This is a genomic window from Flavobacteriaceae bacterium (assembly GCA_003443635.1).
GTDB lineage: Bacteria > Bacteroidota > Bacteroidia > Flavobacteriales > Flavobacteriaceae > AU392.
On sequence record CP031964.1, the window covers coordinates 3,099,026 to 3,118,020 of the forward strand.

Consider the following 18,995-nt stretch of genomic DNA (forward strand, 5'->3'; position numbering starts at 1 on the left):
TATATGCCTACTTATAAAAGTAACGGGAAATTATTACTTACAGGAGAATATGTTGTTTTAGATGGTGCTTTATCTTTAGCATTGCCAACCAAGTTCGGGCAATCTTTAACAGTAAATCCTTCAGTTAAAAATAGTATAACCTGGCAAAGTATTGATCATAACAATAAAGTTTGGTTTGAAGATATTATAACAGCCGGCATTTCTAAGTCTAAAAACGATATTTCTAAGCGTTTAATTCAAATATTAAATGTCGTTAACGATCTTAATCCAGAATTTTTCAACCTTAAAAAAGGGTATCATATCACAACACGATTAGATTTCCCTAAAAATTGGGGCTTAGGTACTTCTTCAACATTGATTAACAATATTGCCAGTTGGTTAAATTTAGACCCCTATAAGTTACTTGAATCTACTTTTGGAGGTAGTGGTTACGATATTGCTTGTGCTCAATACGATAGTCCTATTACATACCAATTAAACAACAACTTAAAAGAAATAAATACTGTTAATTTTAATCCAGAATTTAAAGCTCATTTGTTTTTTGTTTTTTTAAATAAAAAACAGAATAGCAGAGATAGCATCATTCAGTACAACAAAAACAAGTTTAATATAAAACCTGTTGTTTCTGAAATCAATGCAATTACTAATCAAATTATACACTGTAAAAATTTAGTAGATTTTGAAACTTTAATTGAAAAACATGAGCAGATTATTTCAAAAATCATTAATCTAAAACCTATAAAAGAAAATCTATTTTCAGATTTTAACGGTGCGATAAAAAGCCTTGGTGGCTGGGGTGGTGATTTTATTTTAGCAATTTCAAAAAAAGATCCTTCATCTTATTTTAAAAGTAAAGGGTTTCATACTATACTTAAATATTCTGATATGATTTTATAAAAAAAGCTTCACCAAAGTGAAGCTTTTAAATATATTTTTATCTTACTATTTGTTAGTAAAATGTTGCTCTGTTGTCTTCAATATCAGCAGCTTTTTTCAAAGCTTCATATAATGCTGTTACAGATTGGTTAGATTTAGCAACTCCTATTCTGTTTGCAGCTGCTTGATAGTTTGGTAATTCTGCTGCTGGAGTTATTTTAGTTACTTGCACAATAAATACTCCTGAGTTTCCATCGATTAATTGAGATGTTTCTCCTTCTTCCAAACCAAAAGCAGTTCCTATTACTTTAGGCTCAAAACCAGCACCAGTAAGCGTTGTATTTTTCATATTTAAAGCCAATGCTGTTTTAACTGTTTGGCCTTCTGCAGCAGCGATCTGCTCCATAGTTCCAGCCACAATTCTATTTTTAATAATTTCAGCCTTTTTTTGTTTTCTTATTTCTGGGATCGCTGTAATTGATGCATTTTCGACACTCATCAATCCTTTAGGCTTTTTTGCATTTAATATTGCTATGGCATAACCTCCTCCAGGAATATTAAAACGTTTAATATCTCCTACTTCTGTTTCTTTTTCAAAACTCCATCTTACCATTGCTCTTTGAATCCCTATTCCAGGAATATTTTCATCTAATTCTTTTATTCCATTCACAGGACGTACAGTATATTTATTTGCTTCTGCTTCATCATTAAAATCTTTATTTGCAACAGCAATTTCAAATTTAGAAGTCGCTTTAAACACTTCATCAATTGTTTCTTCAGATGGGTCTATTCTCTTTGCTAATGTTGCTACCTTAAGAACTTTTTGTTGGTTTTTCTGTTCTAATATTTCAGTAATGTGGAATCCATAAGTAGTTTTTACAACTTCTAAATCTCCTCTTTTATTTTCAAAAGAAAACTTACTCATTTCTGGGCCTACAATTCCAGAATTATACGCTAACTCTATCTCTCCATTAGTATTTTTTCCAGGAATTAGATCTGAAGATAACTCTAATAGGTCATTAAATTTAGAACGATTTCTTTTTAAAATAGTTAAAATACTATCTGCAGTTGTTTTTGCTTGATCTTCTGTTTTAACAGTAGCTGGATCTTGACCATTTCCAGGTACAAAAGGAATTAAAATGTGTCTTACCTTTACAGAATCTGGTAACTGTCTTGCTTCGACTACCTTTGTGATTTTAAACATATTACCTTCTCTATATGGTCCGTAAGTATCTCCTTTTTGAAGGTTAAATAAGCTATCTGAAGCAATTCCTAATTGATTTTTATATTGAAAATTATCATTATACTGTATTGCAGATTCTTCACTAATTAAAAATCCAGCGTTGTCTTCTGTATTTTTAAACCCTACTCTCCCATCTTTGTTATCTAAAGATGTTATTAAACTTTGCTTAATAGCGTTTTCATCTTCTAATGAAGCTGTTTCTCTAAAAACAACATAAGATAAATCTCTAGAATTTTCAATTTCATATTTAGATGGGTTATCATTAATATATTTAGTAATATCTGATCTTGTAACTGTTATTGTGCTATCTGGAATTAGTACATATGGAATTTGAACAAAATTCACATCTACATTATCATTAGTTAATTTATGATCTAACTCTCCTTCTGTAAGCGTTCCTGTTAGACCAGCTCTAATCATATTAAAATAACTTTCTTCTATACCTCTAGTTGCAATCTGAGATTCATATAATTCAACCCAAGTTTGATAGTTTATAGGTGATCCATTTAAAAACCCTTGTTCTGGAGATATTTCTTTTAAATTCGCTATGAACTCATTTAATTTACCTTCATCAAATAAACCTGCTTCATTTTGAAATTCAGGAAACGTACCTAAATTTCGTTCTAATAAACTTCTCATTTGATCTCTTTCTACAGAAATTCCGAGTGCATCATATTGCTCTTGTAAAATCACTCGTCTCAATTCTTGATCCCAAACAAAATTCATTGCTTGAGAAGTAGATCCTCCTCTAAATTGTCTCTGTGCATTCTCTACTTTAGACATGAACTCTTCACGTCCTATATCTGTACCATTAACTGTAGCGACAATATTTTGTGACTTACTAGAAAAATTAGTACTTCCGTCAAAAAGACCTGAAAGTATAAAAGCAAATAACGCTAATGCAATTACTAGTATTAAAACTAAAGATTGTTGTCTAATTTTATTTAAAATTGCCATTTTATTAAAATTTATTTTTTTGTAAATATAGTGGGCGAAAATACCATTTTAAACGTAATAATAAAAGTAGTTTGATAGATTAATTATGCAATTACCAAATTTTATTCTTCTTCTAATATTTCTAAAGAAACCACATCTATTTTAGTTGTAGATGCCTCAATAATAGTAAATAAGAAATTTTCAATTCTTACTTTTTCATTTTTCTCAGGGATTTCTTCAGTAGTATTTACTATTAATCCACTTAGTGTTTCATAATTTTCGTTTTCAGGTAAGTTAAGTTTATAAGTTTCATTCAAGTAATCAACTTCTAATCTTCCTGAAAAATTATATTCCGTATCGTTTATTTTTTCATCTAATAGCTCAATGGTATCATGTTCGTCCTCAATCTCTCCAAATAACTCTTCCACTATATCTTCTACAGTCATAATACCCGAGGTTCCTCCATATTCGTCTAATACGACAGCAACGCTTTTACGTTTTTTAATTAAAACATTAAGTACATCTTTTGCTAACATTGTTTCCGGAATCAACTCAGTAGGTTTAATTATAGATTTTATAGTTTTTGGTTTTTTAAATAGATCGAAAGAATGCACATAACCTAAAATATCATCGATTGTATTTTTATATACCATTATTTTAGAATAACCAGAGGTTGTAAATAATTCTTTTAATTCTTTAAGAGAATCATGAATTTCTACTGCCACTAATTCTGTTCTAGGAATCATCACTTCTCTTGATTTTACATCTGAAAACTCTAATGCATTCTGAAAAATTTGAATTTCACTATCGACTTCAGCGTCTTCTTCAACAGATTTCATCTGCTCATTAATATAATTACCTAATTCGACTTTTGTAAACGCCAGTTGCACTTTATCTCCTTCTGTTTTAAAGCAATATTTTAAAACAATATCTGAAACCCATATTACAAAATTAGAAATAAGCGAGAATAGCATATAAAACAGATAAGCCGGAAACGCAAATATTTTGAGGAATGTATTAGCATAAATCTGAAAGAATACTTTGGGCAGGAATTCTGCAGTAAAAAGTATAATTAAAGTTGAGATTATTGTCTGTGTTAACAAACTCAAATCCGTAAGTATATAATTTAAAAAGTTATTATTTGTTGGAAGAAATAACTGAAACCAATTAACTAATACTTCTCCCATATAAAACCCGTAAATAACCAATGCTATATTATTTCCAATTAACATTGTTGCTATAAACTTAGAAGGTTTCCTTGTTAGTTTTTCAAATATTCTTGCTAGAAACCCTTGTCGCTTTTTTTCAATCTCTATGTGTATTTTATTAGATGACACATAAGCAATTTCCATTCCTGAAAAAAAAGCTGAAAATAATAAGGATATAATTATAATGATACTATAGGAGCTCATTTTTAAAGTTTGCCTCTATCGCTAAACCTCTTGGCATATTTTTTTCTAAAGAAAAACATAGAGACAGCCAAAGCTGCAAAAACTAAAGAGATATAAGCTTTATTTCTATCAGAGCTCCATTTATTAATTGCATCAAACAAAAATAAGGCTCCAAAAACTAGATAAGCGTACTGTAAAACTTTTAGTAATTTCATTTTATATTTTTAATGTAAGCAAAGATAAGAATTATTCTTCTATATCAAATTCACTTGAGCCACCAAGAACTATAGGGCTTTCAAAATCTTTATCTGAATCAAAAATATCGCCAAAACCAATTCTATCTTTAGATCTGAAATTTGTTGAAAAATTAGTAAATACCCATTCTCTATTTTTATCGTAAAAAAGTTGATCTGTAATAATTGTATCATTAGTATGAGTTACAAGAACTACATTACCTCTTAAATCAATTATACCCGTTCTTTCATACACAATTGCATAATCTGCAGTTATATTGCTTTTGTTATTATTTTCATCATACAGGTATAGATTAACTTTTTGTGGAAACTCATAAAAAGGAAAATCTCGATTAGAATAATTTATTATTCTTTCACTAATAAGATTAGCTTTTAAAATGCCAGAATCTATATATCTCACATTAGCATCTTCATTAATAGTTATGGGTTCGTTAGCTTTTAAACCTATATTTTGAATCTCTTTAATATTGTTTTGGCAAGAAAAAAATATGGTCATAGTAAAGACTATGACCATATTTTTAATTACATATTTATAATTATATTTCATTTATAAATTAGGCACTTTAACACTTGCTCCAATCCAACATTTCAAGTTAATAGTAGTTCCTTGTTTATTTTGAGAAAAAATATCTCCTCTAGCCGGTGCTAATGCACTCCAGTTTGCTATACTCCTATTAATGAGAGACCTCATATTTGCATCAACTCTAGCTCCTTTTCTAGCTTCTTGTACTGCATACCAATACGTTGCCCTTTTATCAAAACTATTATCTCCACAACTATTTGCACTTGCAGCATACATTTGAGCTATTGCTAAATATGCTCTTCCTAATGATGGATTTTCTTTTAATGCTTCTCTATAATATTTTCTTGCTTGACTATACTTTTTTGCTTTCTTTAATTTACCAGCTAAACGCTCTAAAATCTTAGCTTTTTCAAAGCTATCAGTTTCCAACTCTATTGCTTGTTTGTAATATACAAGTGCTCCTTCTGCATCTCCAATTTTATCTTTAAGTATTCCTAAATAATATGCAGTATTTGCATCGGGCTCTATTGTGTTTTTTTGTTCTACAATTTTAACAAACAACTCACTATCTGTACATTCTTTTGCATATAATCTATTCATTGCTCTTTGTAACCAAACCCCGTCATCTTTATTTTCATCATAGTTTCTTTCGTAAAGTGGTATCAGGTTTTCGCAATTAGCTCTTATCCCTAAATCGCTATCCATTCCTTTTACAATCTGAGCGTATCCTCTTAAATAACTATTATAAGAGTTTAATTTACTTTTATCTCTTCTAGATAATTTTTCATCTTCATTATCTTCGTTTCCTGTAAGGCCTTTTTCAGAGTTGAATTTATTTAATTCATTCGTATAATTTTTAACTTCAGATTCAACTTTTTCTGAAACCTCATCATATTTTGTAAATAAATTCTCAGCAGAATAACTTCCTTTATCATAAAGCTTTACAGCTAGTTTAAAATAAGTATATATACTTTGAGGGTTTTTAAATGTTTTTAAATCTGTTTTATATGCACTATCAAACTTATCATATAATTCTTGATCAGTTTTGTTTAATATCTTTCTATTATCATAAAGCAATTGTGCTATTTTAGCCATATACTGCCCCTTAGGTGTTCTACTAGCATAATGCATACTTCTTTGCTCATATAATTTTATTAAATCGTTAACAAGAGTAGCTTTATCTGTACCAGATGATTTTTTAATTAATGCTTTAAGAACTTTATCTCCATTAGTATAAATAGCTAAACTATACTTTGGGTTTCTATTTCTTATCTCATTTAAATATTTATAAGCTTCATCAAAATTTTTATTTTTTGTACTCTGATCAAGTTGCGATAATGTTAATATATCTTCTTCGCCTGGTTCTTGAGCAGCTACAAAATTAAAAGCTAAAAAAAGAGCAGCTACTAAAAATGTAATTTTCGTCTTCATGATTTCTCTGTTATTATGTGTTTTATTCTCTATTATTTAAATTTCCTTTTTCTAAACCACCTATCATTTAAGGATAGACTTAATTGGACGTTCACAAAATTTTCTTGAACTAAATTTTGATTTGTTGTCCCTCTTTGACCTAGCTCTACTGAAATATTAGCATTAGAAAAAGCTGGGCCTACTGGTAATCCTAAACCAAAAGATATGCCAAACTCCTCAATAGATTCATTATTTATTATCAATCCTGTTTTCTCATAGTTTAATCCTGCTCTAAAAACAATCCTTTTCCAGTAACCAAATGAGTTATATTGTGGGATAAAAAAACCTCCTATAGCAAATTTAGATGCATCTTCAAACGATGTATTATCAATTTCAAATGTCCTATTTGAAAATTCACTAGCTTTAAGAAATGTATACTCTGCACCTACAAACCACTTTCTTTGCTTGCCTATCCCCAAACCAAAAGTTGCTTTAGTAGGTATTGTTAAATCTGTTTCTCTTAACCCAAGAGCATCTAGATCTGCTTCAATTTGATTGATAACGACTTGAGCACCTGAAGTTTGATTAAAAACAATCGTAGCAAAAGTTCTTTCATTATCCGATTTTAAATCTGATTTTGGAGAAAAAGTCGCTGCTGTAGTTAATTGTAAATTTTCAGTAAGCATTGGCTTGTAAGTTAACCCTATATTATAACTAAAGCCTGTTAAGTCTGATTCATTTATTTCTCTACTTTGGTTTTGCAAAAGAGTTCCATCTTCAGCAAATAAAAATTCTACAGAGTTATTAGTTATTCTTCCAAAATTATAATTAAAATCTATTCCTAAACTTAAGTTTTTGGTTATTTGATATCCCAGGCCTAAAAAAGCTCTATTCACACCTCCATCTCCAGAAAATTGATTATTCAATCTATTTTGGTCGTCTAAAGCTTCTAGTTCATATCCAACAGAAGTAAAAGGTAACAAACCGAAGCCTATTCCTAGTTTCCCTATGGGAAAGGAAAAACCTAAATAATCGAAAGTAGCTGTATTTGTTTTATCGGACCCTGTACTACTTTCCAGGTTAATACTAGAGCTAGAGCCTCCAACAGTAAATTTTACAGGCCTACTTTCTCCATTAAGAGATCGCAATTTATTACCTCCATAAGAAGCAGGGTTACGAAAGTTAAAATGAATACTATCTGTATAAATGCTCAACCCACCCATGCCTCTATTTTCGGCAGTGCCTTCAAATATAAAGTTTCCTATCCCAAAAAAAGAATAAGGTGAAGCTGTACCTCGCTGTTGCGCATATACATTTAACGTTAAAAGCGTTATTAAAACTAAACAGTTTTTTTTTATCATTGAATTAAATTATATTCCAAAATATGGTTTAGGCCTTGCAAAAGAAAATTGGAATCCGCAAATATGGTATTTTTTAATCGCTTTGACAAGAAATCCGTATCTCCACCTGTTAAAATAACTGTTAAATCTTTGTGATTCTTTTTGTATTTCTTAACAATTCCTTCTATTTCCGCAATAATGCCATTTATTACACCCGAATGAATAGATTCTTCTGTTGATTTTCCAACAATACCTCTTGGATGCTTAGGTTTTAATAACGGTAAATTAGCCGTTAAATTATTTAATGATTTATACCTCAAATCAATTCCAGGAGATATAGCACCTCCTAAATAAACGTTTTTATTATTTATAAAATCAAAAGTGATGCATGTTCCAGCGTCAATTATAAGCACATTTTTAACTGGATATCTATTTACAGCCGCACAAACTAGAGCTATTCGATCAACTCCTAAAGTTTTAGGAGTTTCGTATTTGTTATTAAAAGGGATCTTAAGATCAGAAGTTAAAACAAGTAAATCAATCTTTTTTTTTATTGACTCCAAAACAGTTATATCTATTCTAGCAACAGATGAAATAATTCCTCTACTAATATTTTTAAATTCAACTATCAGGTTCTCAAATTCATTTAAAAGATTATTTAAATTAGTAATATTTTTTTTTAAAAGCTTTCCTTCTTGAAAAACAGCTAGTTTCGCATTTGTATTTCCTACATCAATTACTAAATTCATCTCTTAATTTAAGGCTGTAAATTTACAAAATCATTTTTTATAAATTTTCTTTTGGCGAATCGTAAAAATGAATATATATTTGCATCCGCTTTAGCGAGGTACCTTAGCTCAGTTGGTAGAGCAACGGACTGAAAATCCGTGTGTCCCTGGTTCGATTCCTGGAGGTACCACTTAAATTAACCCTTAACTATTTGAAAATCAAATTTTTAAGGGTTTTTTAGTTTATAGAAGAGACAACATTAGGGACAACAATGGTGAATTTAACCAAAAATTAACCCAACTTAATCTATCTGAATTCAATCTATCCTCGTTCACTATATATAATATACTCACCTACTAACATATTACAAAGAACATATCCTTAAAAAACTTTAAAGCTTTTTTATCCAGTTCAAAAAAAGTCTGTGGTTTCAAAGGTCATTTTTTTCGAGAGGGGGCATCCAGAGATATTACTTAGCCCCAACCCTTCAAACGGGGGTACCTCAAGAATCCGACACATGAAAACAAAAATGAGACAACCTCAAAAAAAATCTTAGTATACTTTTTTTCAATCCTAGAAATATTGCCTACCTCCATATTTTTCATTAATTATGTAGTAGTAAAATATTGATTAGCGTTAGCTATTTATTCTTGTCAAGGAAAACTGGTAATTTTTAGATGCACAAGGTAGATAGACTTAATGCTCATGCTATGGCGTGGGCTTAGTTTATTTGTGCATTGGGTATACCAGTACCTCCTTGACGGTAAGCTACAGTTCCACGCTTATTTGTTTAATAATCTTCACTTTGGGACTGGGTGGTTTAAATTTTACCCAATGAAAACCAATTCGTTAAAAACATTGCTGTTTTATTTCTTAGTATTATTGTCATTTGTTTCATGTAGTAGCAATGATGATAACTCTCACCAATCTAGCCTTTCAGAGTCTTTAGCAAATACTCAATGGGTCTTTAATCATTACGAATTCATTCAGGAGACAACAACATCAGAAGACTTACAAAATCCAATCTATGGCGAGATTGGAGTTGATTTTTCAGTAGACGAAGTTGAAAACAGAACGGAAGTATATTGGAAAGATTTTGTAATTACTTTCAATGATGACAATACTGGTACAACACAAGATTTTACTCATTTAAGTGATAACCAGATGCACCCAATGGAATGGAGCTTGATTGATGGTAGTAAAATTAGAATCATCTATCAAATTTTTGACCAACTAGACCCAGATACAGCTGATACACACATTATAATTCTTGAGAATGTAAACTTAGTAGTTAACACTTTTACATATGAACAAGAATATTTAACCCATGTAGGCGGTGGTCTCTATTCTAAGCATTATGGAAGATATATTTTCGATTGATAGTATTACATATCAGAAGCAACTTCGGGAGGTTTTTAAAGCTTTAGAAGTGAAAGTGAAAACGCAGACCTCTAAACAGATTAAACTCGGTTATCAGCAGCGTAATGAGCTTATATCTCATGTTTTATCTGGATATAAAAATGATGAGAGACTACTAGCTAAAAAACTAGAATGGGAAGGTACTGGAAGAGAACTACGTGTCGTAAAATGGGTATATGAGTTAATGAGGAGTAAGAGAGACTTATATGGGTATTTTCAGAACCCAAAAGAAATAACAATGAAACTAGAGAGCTTAATAAAACTTTCAGAAGAGAAAGAGCTCTATGAAATTTCTAAATTATTAAACCATTGGTACTCTAAATTAATAGTTAATGTATTAACTGAAATTTAATGACTCCATTCAAAACAATATTAATTAAACATTTCCAATTATCATGAAAAAGAAAGAAATAGTGCTTAACAAAAACATAGTTCAATTCGTTTTGTTAGCAATAATTGCTCCTTTGATACTAACTTTTATATTAGAGCACTTCGGAGAGTTCAAAGCATCATCTTTAGGAGAAACCAGCTATAATGTTCACAAGGGGAGTAACTACAAAAAAATTAGATTACATACGAGAACGTTTCATACAGTTTTCGGAAACAAGATTGAAGAAAACCTTTATAAAAAGAATATTCCTGCATATAGAGAAACCAAAAAAGGGACTCTGCTTGTATCTCCAAATTATGGTAAACAAATACGCTATTATGCAAAAGCAGTGGTTGCGGATATAGCATATCCAATTTCTTTTAGTCTAATTATTATAGCAATTTTTATGTTTAGGAGAAAGTTTGCCTTAAAACTGAATTAGACGGATTTAGTAATACGCATATACATTAGGGCATTTTTTTAGTAAAAATGAGTCAAAAATGTGAGGTTGAAGGGTAGGTTGACTCTGGGTTGAACATAATAATGTATAAAACAAGTAGTAATACTTAGAATAAGGAGTTAGGTTATGGAAGAGAAGAAACTAAGCGTGTTTGCCTAATCTAATAAATATTGAAAGTCCTTTCGGAAAAAATAGGAAAATTCGCTACATTTACAAATAGAAAATAGACGCAATAAAATACGTTTATTAAATAGTTGTACTGCATTTGAAAAACTATGTTCGAACTTTTAGAAGGACTTATTACCAAACCATTTAATACATTTTTAGGAATAATTATTCTCTGGGGAGTCTTCTATTTAGTTTTTGTTAAACTACTAAAATTAAAGGGTTCTATTTGGCATTGGTTTGAGTATTCTTGGATTTTTGTAGGAGTTTTTGGTGTTTTATTCTTGGTCGCCGAAAACAGAAAAAACAGAAGTGTAAATCGACTAGAAATTATTAATACTCGATTAAAGAATGATGTAAAAGATTTGAAAAATTATTCTGAAATTTCAAATCATTGTTTTAAATACAATAATAGTGGGTTGCTATCTCAAGAAGTGTTTGATAAAAGGCAAGCAGAACAAGATTCTGTTTGTTCATGGATGAAAAAAGTAACGGCTATGGCAGAAAAATCAATTAATAACAATTACATCATACTTGATAAAATCCCTGTAATAAACATAGAGAATTATCAAGCACTTACAGAATATAAACATGTGCTTATTGACCATCAAAGAATAAACGAGCAAATTAAAAATCGTGAGGAACTAATTAAAATAATAAATGATGACTTCTGGGAAGGTTATAAATATACTTTTGGAATTCTATTTCTAATTATTGCTTTCGCCTTAAGACTAACAATTGCTAGTAAAAAAATATCTGAAAAATAAATGAATAGACCGCAAACAATACAAATCTTTTTACCTGATGGTTCACCAAGGAGTGTGAAAATTGCTGAAATAACTAACAGAGTTGTAAAGGCTGTTTTAGTCCCACGAAATAAGCTTGAGTACATTTCAACAAGAAATGAATTGAATAATGTTGGTATTTATTTCCTTTTTGGTGAATCTGCTGAAAAAGCAAAACCTATAGTATACATTGGAGAGGCTGAAGATTGCCTTGATAGACTTAAGCAACATAATAGAACTAAAGAATTTTGGAATTATGCCGTAGTTATGATTTCTAAAATAAATGCTTTTACTAAGTCACACGCTAAATACCTAGAGCACATAGCTATCAAACAAGCTAAAGAATCTAACAGATATGAGACTGAAAATATATCAGCTCCTAGTAAACCTTTCGTAACGGAATCTATGGATGCTGACTTGCTTGATAGCTTCGATACAATAAAAATACTTCTTTCTACACTCGGTTTTCCAGTTTATGATAAAGTAGGCAAAGAGCAAATTACATCTAAAGGGCTATTAATACTAAAAGGACGCAATATAAAAGCAGAAGGAGACTTAATAGACGACGGTTTTGTTGTATTCAAAGCTTCACAGGTAAAAAAAGACACCGTTCCATCTTGTCATGAATATTTAATTAATTTAAGACAAAAGCTTCTCCAGAATGAAATTTTAATTGAAAAAAATGATGTATATGAATTTACTCAAGATTATGTGTTTAATTCGCCAAGTACTGCTGGAGGAGTTGTTTTAGGACGCTCAACAAATGGATGGACTAAATGGAAAAATAAAGATGGAAAAACATTGGATGAATTAAAAAGGAAATAAAAACACAATTCAACAATGACTATATTTCAAGAGCTTTCTCCTACCCACCGCCGCTCAATAACTCATTTGAATTAAATGAATATTTTCATTAAATATTAATGAGTAATTATTAAGTTTACATAGGGATAAAATCCGTTCAGAAGTATGAACCGAATTAAAGAAGTTCTAAAAGATAAAGGAATTAGTCAGACTTGGCTTGCTAAAAAATCAGGAAAGAGTTATCCCGCTATCAATGACTACGCAAGAAACAAAAGACAACCGAGTCTTGAAGATTTATACAAAATCGCTGAAATTTTGGATGTGAGTATTATGCAACTTTTAATAGACAATAAGAAAGATAAATAATGGCAAAAAAGGTACAATCAATAGAACCAAATATAGCCGATTTAGCTAATGGTTGGCTTAAATCATATAAACTTGACTATAAGTTAGAACAAGAATCATTAAATACTGAAATTGACAAAGCTCTTTCAGACTACTTTACAAAAAATGGTGGAACAGGAGCAAATAGACCAGATGCCAAACTTTTAATTCAAGATAAAAATTTGGAAGACTTCCCAATTCTTATTGAATACAAAGGCTATAAGGACAAACTTGTAAAACTTGATAAGGAAGAGCAAGTAGAAAACAGAACTTCAAAAAATGAACCTCATTTCAAAAACATAAACTCTTATGCCGTAAATGGTGCAGTACATTATGCAAATGCGATACTTCATCATACAAGTTACACTGATATTATTGCCATTGGAATGACTGGGTATAAAGGTGAAACAGGTAAAATTCATCACGAAATTGGAGTTTACTATGTTTCAAAAAGTAACTTAGGAGCAGGACAAAAAGTTGATGATTACACCGACTTTTCGTTTTTGTCACCTAAAAACTTTGATGTTTTTATTGAAAAAGTCAAAAATCTTCAATTATCGGAATCAGAACTTGACAAACTAAAAGAAAAGCGAGAAAAAGAAATAGACCAAACCTTAACGCAGCTCAATCAGCACATTTTTGACAATGAAAAAGGAATAAGTGAAAAAGACCGTGTATACTTAGTAGCTGCATCTATTATGGCTACTATTGGGGTTCCTAACAAAGTTACTGCATTAGATAAATCTGATTTAAAATCTTCAGCAGAAAAAGGGAATAAAGATGGCGATATAATTCTAAGAAAAATAAAAGCTTTCTTAGATGTAAAAGAAATACCCAACGAGAAAAAGCTATTTGTTACTAGAGCCTTGGATAATACGCTAACAACAGCAAATATCAACAAAGTTGAGAATGGAGAAAGCCAACTTAAAAGAGTTTTTACGAAAATAGTTGATGATTTAGGTATTTATTATAAAATTGGTCTAACTACTGATTTCACAGGAAAGTTATTCAACGAAATGTATGGTTGGCTAGGTTTTTCTCAGGACAAATTGAATGATGTTGTACTGACACCTTCCTATGTAGCCTCTCTCTTGGTTAGACTATGTCGGGTAAATAAAGATTCTTATGTATGGGATTTTGCTACAGGTTCGGCAGGTTTGTTAGTAGCAGCAATGAATGAAATGCTTAATGATGCAAAAAACACCATTACTTCACCAGATGAACTGACTCAAAAAGAACTCAAAATAAAAGCAGAACAATTGCTTGGTTTAGAGTTGTTGCCAGATATTTATATGCTAGCAATTCTTAATATGATTTTAATGGGTGACGGTAGTTCAAATATTCTAAACACAGATTCATTAAAAGATTTTGATGGTAAATATGGTTTTGGTAAACCAGATACTAAATTTCCTGCTGATGTTTTTATATTAAATCCACCTTATTCTGCTTTAGGAAATGGGATGAACTTTGTAGAAAAAGCTTTGGATATGATGAATAAAGGTTATGCGGCAATAATTATTCAAAATTCTGCTGGTTCTGGTAAAGCAATTGACTACAATAAAAGGATTTTAGCAAAACATACTCTAATAGCTAGTATCAGAATGCCAATTGACGTGTTTATCGGTAAGTCAAGTGTACAAACAAATATTTATGTTTTTAAAGTAAATGAAAAACACCATACAGATGAAATGGTCAAATTTATTGATTTTAGCAATGATGGTTATGCAAGGTCAAATCGGAAAAAAGCCAATACCAATTTAAAAGATGCCGACCAAGCTAAAGAACGCTATCAAGAAGTTGTAGACTTAGTTCGTTTTGGGAAAAGTAAACTCAATATTTTTACTGAAAAAGAATTTTATGAAAACACCATTGACCCTAAAAATGGTGCAGACTGGAACCAATCGGCACCAATTGACACTAAACCAACATTACAAGATTTTAAGAAAACCGTAACTGATTATTTGGCTTGGGAAGTAAGCAGTCTATTAAAAAATCAAGACGACAGCCTGGGAAAGTAATTTCCCCACTTAGCAATAGGTTAAGTGAAGTTGAGTGGGGTGAATTTAAAATTGATGATTTATTTGAGGTGCTTACCTATAAGAAAAGGTTTGATGCAAATAAAGTTACTGTATTAAAAAAAGGAAAGTATCCCTATGTGGTAAGAATGGGGTCTAATAATGGGCAGAAAGGTTTTATTAACGAAAATGTAGAGTTTCTAAACGAAGGTAACACTATCTCATTTGGTCAAGATACCGCTACCATGTACTACCAAGAAACACCCTATTTTACAGGTGATAAAATTAAAATATTGAAATCAAAGTTTAATCGTTTTTCTAAAAACAATGCTCAGTTTTTTATTTCCACAATGATGAGAGCTTTTAGTTCTTTTTCTTGGGGCAGTAATAGTTTTAGCGTTGATATTATTAAAGAACAAACTGTATCACTACCTGTAAAAGGCGACCAAATAGATTTTGATATTATAGAAACCATTTTAGCTGAACTTGAAGCGGATTGCATAAAACAGTTAGAGACGCACTTATCGTCATCAGGTTTAAAAGATTATGAACTTACTGAAGATGAGCAAAAATCTATAAATGAATATAATAATCTTGAATGGAAAGAATTTAAAATGGGAATTCTATTTGAAAGATTAAAAACAAAAAAATTACCTTTTAAAGCGAAAGATTTACCGAATCAATTTGTAGGTGATTATACACTCCCTTGTCTCACATCTAGTTTCAATAACCAAGGTTTAAACTATTTTGCATCTAAAAATGGAGCAACCATTTTAAAAAATGTAATCTCGATTCCATCAAATAGCGATATTTATCGAGCATACTTCCAATCAAACGAATTCACTGTTTTATCAGATGCTTATGCAATTCAGTGGATTTTTAATGACGATAAACTATTTCCGAATCAGTATTTATTTACAGTTCAATGCATTAATAAAGTGACAGATTTACCTATATACTCATACAAAAATAAATTAGGAGGTTGGAATGTTGTAAAAGATAAAGACATTCAATTACCTATCAAAAATGGTAAACCCGACTATGAAATAATGGACACTCTAATTTCTGCTATTAAAAAATTGATTATAAAAGATATAGCTTTGTATATTGATAGAAAAAAGAAGGAATTACAACGGTAAGTGGCAACAATACGATGTAAAGCACTAGTCGAGCTCTCCAAAGTTAATTTGGAGGTGAAGTAATAAGTCACTTATTGAATTAAATTATAGAAATGCCCAATATGTTTTGATTACCTTAAAGCAATAGAGAATAGAAGAATCAATGATAAGTAATATTTACCTAATTTCAATAGTACATAAAGAGAAAGGTAATTGCACTTCTGATAGCCTATATGAAATACTCGTTAGAATTAAACCAGATGTAGTATTTTGTGAAGTTTCTCCTAAAATGTTCGAGTCATTTAAAAAAGGATTAATTCAATCTTCACTGGAACTAAATTCAATTAATATGTTATCGAAAAATCATTCATTTTCTTTTGTCGCTATTGATAGTTATCCAGCACCAAATATGAATTTCAGAAATCAAGTAAATGAAATGTTTGATTCAATAGGAAAGGATGAAAAACACACGAACGCTTGGAGAAAAAACAATGAAAACACACATAAATTTGGTTTTGAATATTTAAACAGTAACGAAAACATCATGCTTTTTGATGAATTGGCTAAAAGAGAAAAAGTAATGATAACTCAACTTGGCAATTCGGAATATAAAAACATATACAAGAAGTGGTTGGATTTCCATGATAATCGTGAAAATGAAATGCTAGAAAACATTAACTCATACATTGAGAGAAATAAGTTTGAAAAAGCTGTATTTCTTTGCGGGTCAGCTCATAGAAAGTCATTTATTTATAAGATTGAGCAAATGAACTTTAATTTAAATTGGATTTTTCAACTACCTAGATGAAAGGAGGTATAAAAAATCCAAATACTTAATTTGAAGTCATTAATAAAATGAAATAGATTCTGGTATTAGAGCTTTTGACTTTCAAAACCTTAAGTTTTTTGTGACTGAATTTTATACTTAAAACCACCTATTTATCTTTGTTAAAAATAAATGTAATGAATTTTGAAGAAGCCTTAAAACTTAAATTAGAAAAACAAATACAAAACTCTAGTGATTACATAATTGTCTGTCCACATGCCATAGATGACCCAATTGGAAATGAGAAATTTAGAAATGACATACCAAAATGGAAATTGACTGATCTGGATGCTCAAAATTATTCAACCAACGGAAAATTTGGAATAATGGACATAAACATCAATTCTTTTAATCATTATAGATAGCCGAAATAAAAAACGAAATACCAACAATGCTTTGTGCAAGAAGAAAGTAACAGACTGCAATGAGAGAATCTAACATTATATCTATATTAAGTGCTTATTCAAAACTACCAACAGATATTTTTGAATCGTATTTAAATTATTTTTCAATAAAGATTAAAAATGATGAATTAGATGATTTAATAGTTTTATATAATCATTTAAAATCTCTCACTAATAATATTGAATTATTTGATAAATATTTCATTGGATATTCCATTCCTCAAATTGGTAAAGAGTTTGACTTATTGAGGTTTGATGAAGAAACAATTGTGAATGTTGAACTGAAAAGAGAAAGTGATTTAGAAGCAATTTCTGACCAGCTCAAACGAAATAAATACTATTTAAGCTTTTTAAGAAAAGAAACCCATCTATTTGCCTATATATCTTCCTCTCAAAAACTCTATGGACTTGATAATGGTGATAAATTGGTTGAATTAAACATTAGGCAATTAATTGAAAAATTAGCCTCTCAAAATGTAATTAAACTAGAAAATATAGATAACTTCTTTAACCCTTCTAATTATTTGGTGTCACCATTTAACTCAACGCAAGAATTTGTAAAAAGTAAATACTTTCTAACTGTTCAACAAGAGGATATTAAAAAGCAAGTTTTAAAAGAAATAAATACACAAAGCCATTCAATTATAGCTATTAAAGGAAAAGCTGGAACAGGTAAAACCTTACTAACTTATGATATAGCAAAGGAAATCTATAAATCAAAAGAAATTATTGTTATTCATTGTGGTTTATTAAATAATGGGCACGTTACTTTAAGAGATGATTATGCTTGGAAAATTATTGCAGCTAAAAGTCTGATGCATCAAGATTATTCAAAGTATCATCTAATAATCGTTGATGAAGCACAAAGAATATATAAAAATCAATTGAAACATTTAATTGAACAAACAAAACTACACTCTAAAAATTGTATTTTTTCTTATGATTCTGTACAAACTTTAAGAGGTGGGGAAATTAGAGCAAATACTAGTGCAGAAATTGAAAAACACACGACACTAGATTGTGTTGAATTGACTACAAAAATAAGAACTAATAAAGAAGTTGCTCGTTTTATAAAATGTCTTTTTAATTCAAATGAGGTAATACATAAATTGGATTACTCTAAAATTGAATTAAAATATTTTGAAAATTATAAAATTGCAAAAAAATATCTAACTCAATTAAGGTCTGAGAATTGGAAAACAACAAATTACACGCCATCAAAAGGACATTCTTTACCTTATGATCAACACCGAATTGAGGGTGAGTACGATAATGCACATACTATTATAGGTCAAGAGTTTGATAATGTGGTAGCAGTTATAGATGAATATTTCTATTATGAAAACGATAAACTATCCACACAAAACTATAGAGACAAGCCTTATTATCATCCGTCCAAAATGTTATTTCAAATTGTTTCAAGGACAAGGATTAAATTATGTATTGTAATCATAAATAATCCATTGATTTTAAAGAGGTGCTTGAGCATAATGAGTAAAAATACCAGCACATAATAAAGAGGCGAGTTAAAAAACAAGCAATG

At 30.0% G+C, this 18,995-nt stretch carries 19 protein-coding genes and 1 tRNA gene; 13 read left to right on the plus strand and 7 right to left on the minus strand.

Features of this window, described 5'->3' with window-relative positions; translation table 11 throughout:
- Window positions 1-3: 3 nt before the first annotated feature.
- The gene (locus tag D1817_14225; protein AXT20982.1) at window positions 4-897 is read left to right on the plus strand and encodes a GHMP kinase; all 894 of its coding nucleotides are present in this window, start codon (window positions 4-6) and stop codon (window positions 895-897) included.
- A gap of 52 nt (window positions 898-949) precedes the next feature.
- On the opposite strand, the gene D1817_14230 is transcribed toward D1817_14225, so the two are convergent.
- The 7 genes from D1817_14230 to D1817_14260 form a co-directional block, all read right to left on the minus strand.
- Window positions 950-3,076 carry a peptidylprolyl isomerase gene (locus tag D1817_14230; GenBank protein ID AXT20983.1) on the minus strand — a complete coding sequence of 709 codons (2,127 nt, stop codon included), beginning with the start codon at window positions 3,074-3,076 and terminating at the stop codon, window positions 950-952.
- A gap of 101 nt (window positions 3,077-3,177) precedes the next feature.
- Window positions 3,178-4,467, minus strand: a complete 1,290-nt coding sequence (locus D1817_14235) for an HlyC/CorC family transporter (protein ID AXT20984.1) — start codon at window positions 4,465-4,467, stop codon at window positions 3,178-3,180.
- Window positions 4,468-4,469: 2 nt separating this feature from the next.
- Complete coding sequence (locus D1817_14240; protein ID AXT20985.1) at window positions 4,470-4,661, minus strand: hypothetical protein; 192 nt, start codon at window positions 4,659-4,661, stop codon at window positions 4,470-4,472.
- 31 nt (window positions 4,662-4,692) lie between these two features.
- Window positions 4,693-5,247, minus strand: coding sequence for an LPS export ABC transporter periplasmic protein LptC (gene lptC / locus D1817_14245; GenBank protein ID AXT20986.1), 555 nt, complete (start codon window positions 5,245-5,247; stop codon window positions 4,693-4,695).
- Window positions 5,248-6,654, minus strand: coding sequence for a hypothetical protein (locus D1817_14250; protein ID AXT20987.1), 1,407 nt, complete (start codon window positions 6,652-6,654; stop codon window positions 5,248-5,250).
- 32 nt (window positions 6,655-6,686) lie between these two features.
- Window positions 6,687-7,994, minus strand: a complete 1,308-nt coding sequence (locus D1817_14255; GenBank protein ID AXT20988.1) for a hypothetical protein — start codon at window positions 7,992-7,994, stop codon at window positions 6,687-6,689.
- Window positions 7,991-8,722, minus strand: a complete 732-nt coding sequence (locus D1817_14260) for a type III pantothenate kinase (GenBank protein ID AXT20989.1) — start codon at window positions 8,720-8,722, stop codon at window positions 7,991-7,993. The genes D1817_14255 and D1817_14260 overlap by 4 nt, the downstream gene beginning before the upstream one ends.
- A gap of 97 nt (window positions 8,723-8,819) precedes the next feature.
- On the opposite strand from D1817_14260, the gene D1817_14265 reads away from it, so the two are divergent.
- From D1817_14265 to D1817_14320, 12 genes are all read left to right on the plus strand, one after another.
- Window positions 8,820-8,892 (plus strand) — tRNA-Phe (locus D1817_14265).
- Between the two features lie 509 nt (window positions 8,893-9,401).
- The gene (locus tag D1817_14270) at window positions 9,402-10,082 is read left to right on the plus strand and encodes a hypothetical protein (protein AXT20990.1); all 681 of its coding nucleotides are present in this window, start codon (window positions 9,402-9,404) and stop codon (window positions 10,080-10,082) included.
- Window positions 10,060-10,473: a hypothetical protein gene (locus D1817_14275; protein ID AXT20991.1), complete on the plus strand. Its 414-nt coding sequence runs from the start codon at window positions 10,060-10,062 to the stop codon at window positions 10,471-10,473. The genes D1817_14270 and D1817_14275 overlap by 23 nt, the downstream gene beginning before the upstream one ends.
- Before the next feature lie 43 nt (window positions 10,474-10,516).
- Window positions 10,517-10,933 carry a hypothetical protein gene (locus D1817_14280; protein ID AXT20992.1) on the plus strand — a complete coding sequence of 139 codons (417 nt, stop codon included), beginning with the start codon at window positions 10,517-10,519 and terminating at the stop codon, window positions 10,931-10,933.
- Window positions 10,934-11,226: 293 nt separating this feature from the next.
- Window positions 11,227-11,883 (plus strand): hypothetical protein, encoded by a 657-nt coding sequence (locus D1817_14285; protein AXT20993.1) that lies wholly within the window; start codon window positions 11,227-11,229, stop codon window positions 11,881-11,883.
- Window positions 11,884-12,726 (plus strand): GIY-YIG nuclease family protein, encoded by an 843-nt coding sequence (locus D1817_14290; protein ID AXT20994.1) that lies wholly within the window; start codon window positions 11,884-11,886, stop codon window positions 12,724-12,726.
- A gap of 144 nt (window positions 12,727-12,870) precedes the next feature.
- Window positions 12,871-13,071: an XRE family transcriptional regulator gene (locus D1817_14295; GenBank protein AXT20995.1), complete on the plus strand. Its 201-nt coding sequence runs from the start codon at window positions 12,871-12,873 to the stop codon at window positions 13,069-13,071.
- Window positions 13,068-15,107, plus strand: a complete 2,040-nt coding sequence (locus tag D1817_14300) for an SAM-dependent DNA methyltransferase (protein ID AXT20996.1) — start codon at window positions 13,068-13,070, stop codon at window positions 15,105-15,107. The genes D1817_14295 and D1817_14300 overlap by 4 nt, the downstream gene beginning before the upstream one ends.
- The gene (locus D1817_14305; GenBank protein AXT20997.1) at window positions 15,056-16,243 is read left to right on the plus strand and encodes a restriction endonuclease; all 1,188 of its coding nucleotides are present in this window, start codon (window positions 15,056-15,058) and stop codon (window positions 16,241-16,243) included. Before D1817_14300 ends, D1817_14305 begins: the two co-directional genes overlap by 52 nt.
- A gap of 142 nt (window positions 16,244-16,385) precedes the next feature.
- Window positions 16,386-17,030, plus strand: a complete 645-nt coding sequence (locus D1817_14310) for a hypothetical protein (GenBank protein ID AXT20998.1) — start codon at window positions 16,386-16,388, stop codon at window positions 17,028-17,030.
- A 155-nt stretch (window positions 17,031-17,185) separates the two neighbouring features.
- Window positions 17,186-17,413: a hypothetical protein gene (locus D1817_14315; protein AXT20999.1), complete on the plus strand. Its 228-nt coding sequence runs from the start codon at window positions 17,186-17,188 to the stop codon at window positions 17,411-17,413.
- A gap of 59 nt (window positions 17,414-17,472) precedes the next feature.
- On the plus strand, window positions 17,473-18,966 hold the full coding sequence (locus tag D1817_14320) for an ATP-binding protein (GenBank protein AXT21000.1): 1,494 nt from the start codon (window positions 17,473-17,475) through the stop codon (window positions 18,964-18,966).
- Window positions 18,967-18,995 lie beyond the last annotated feature (29 nt).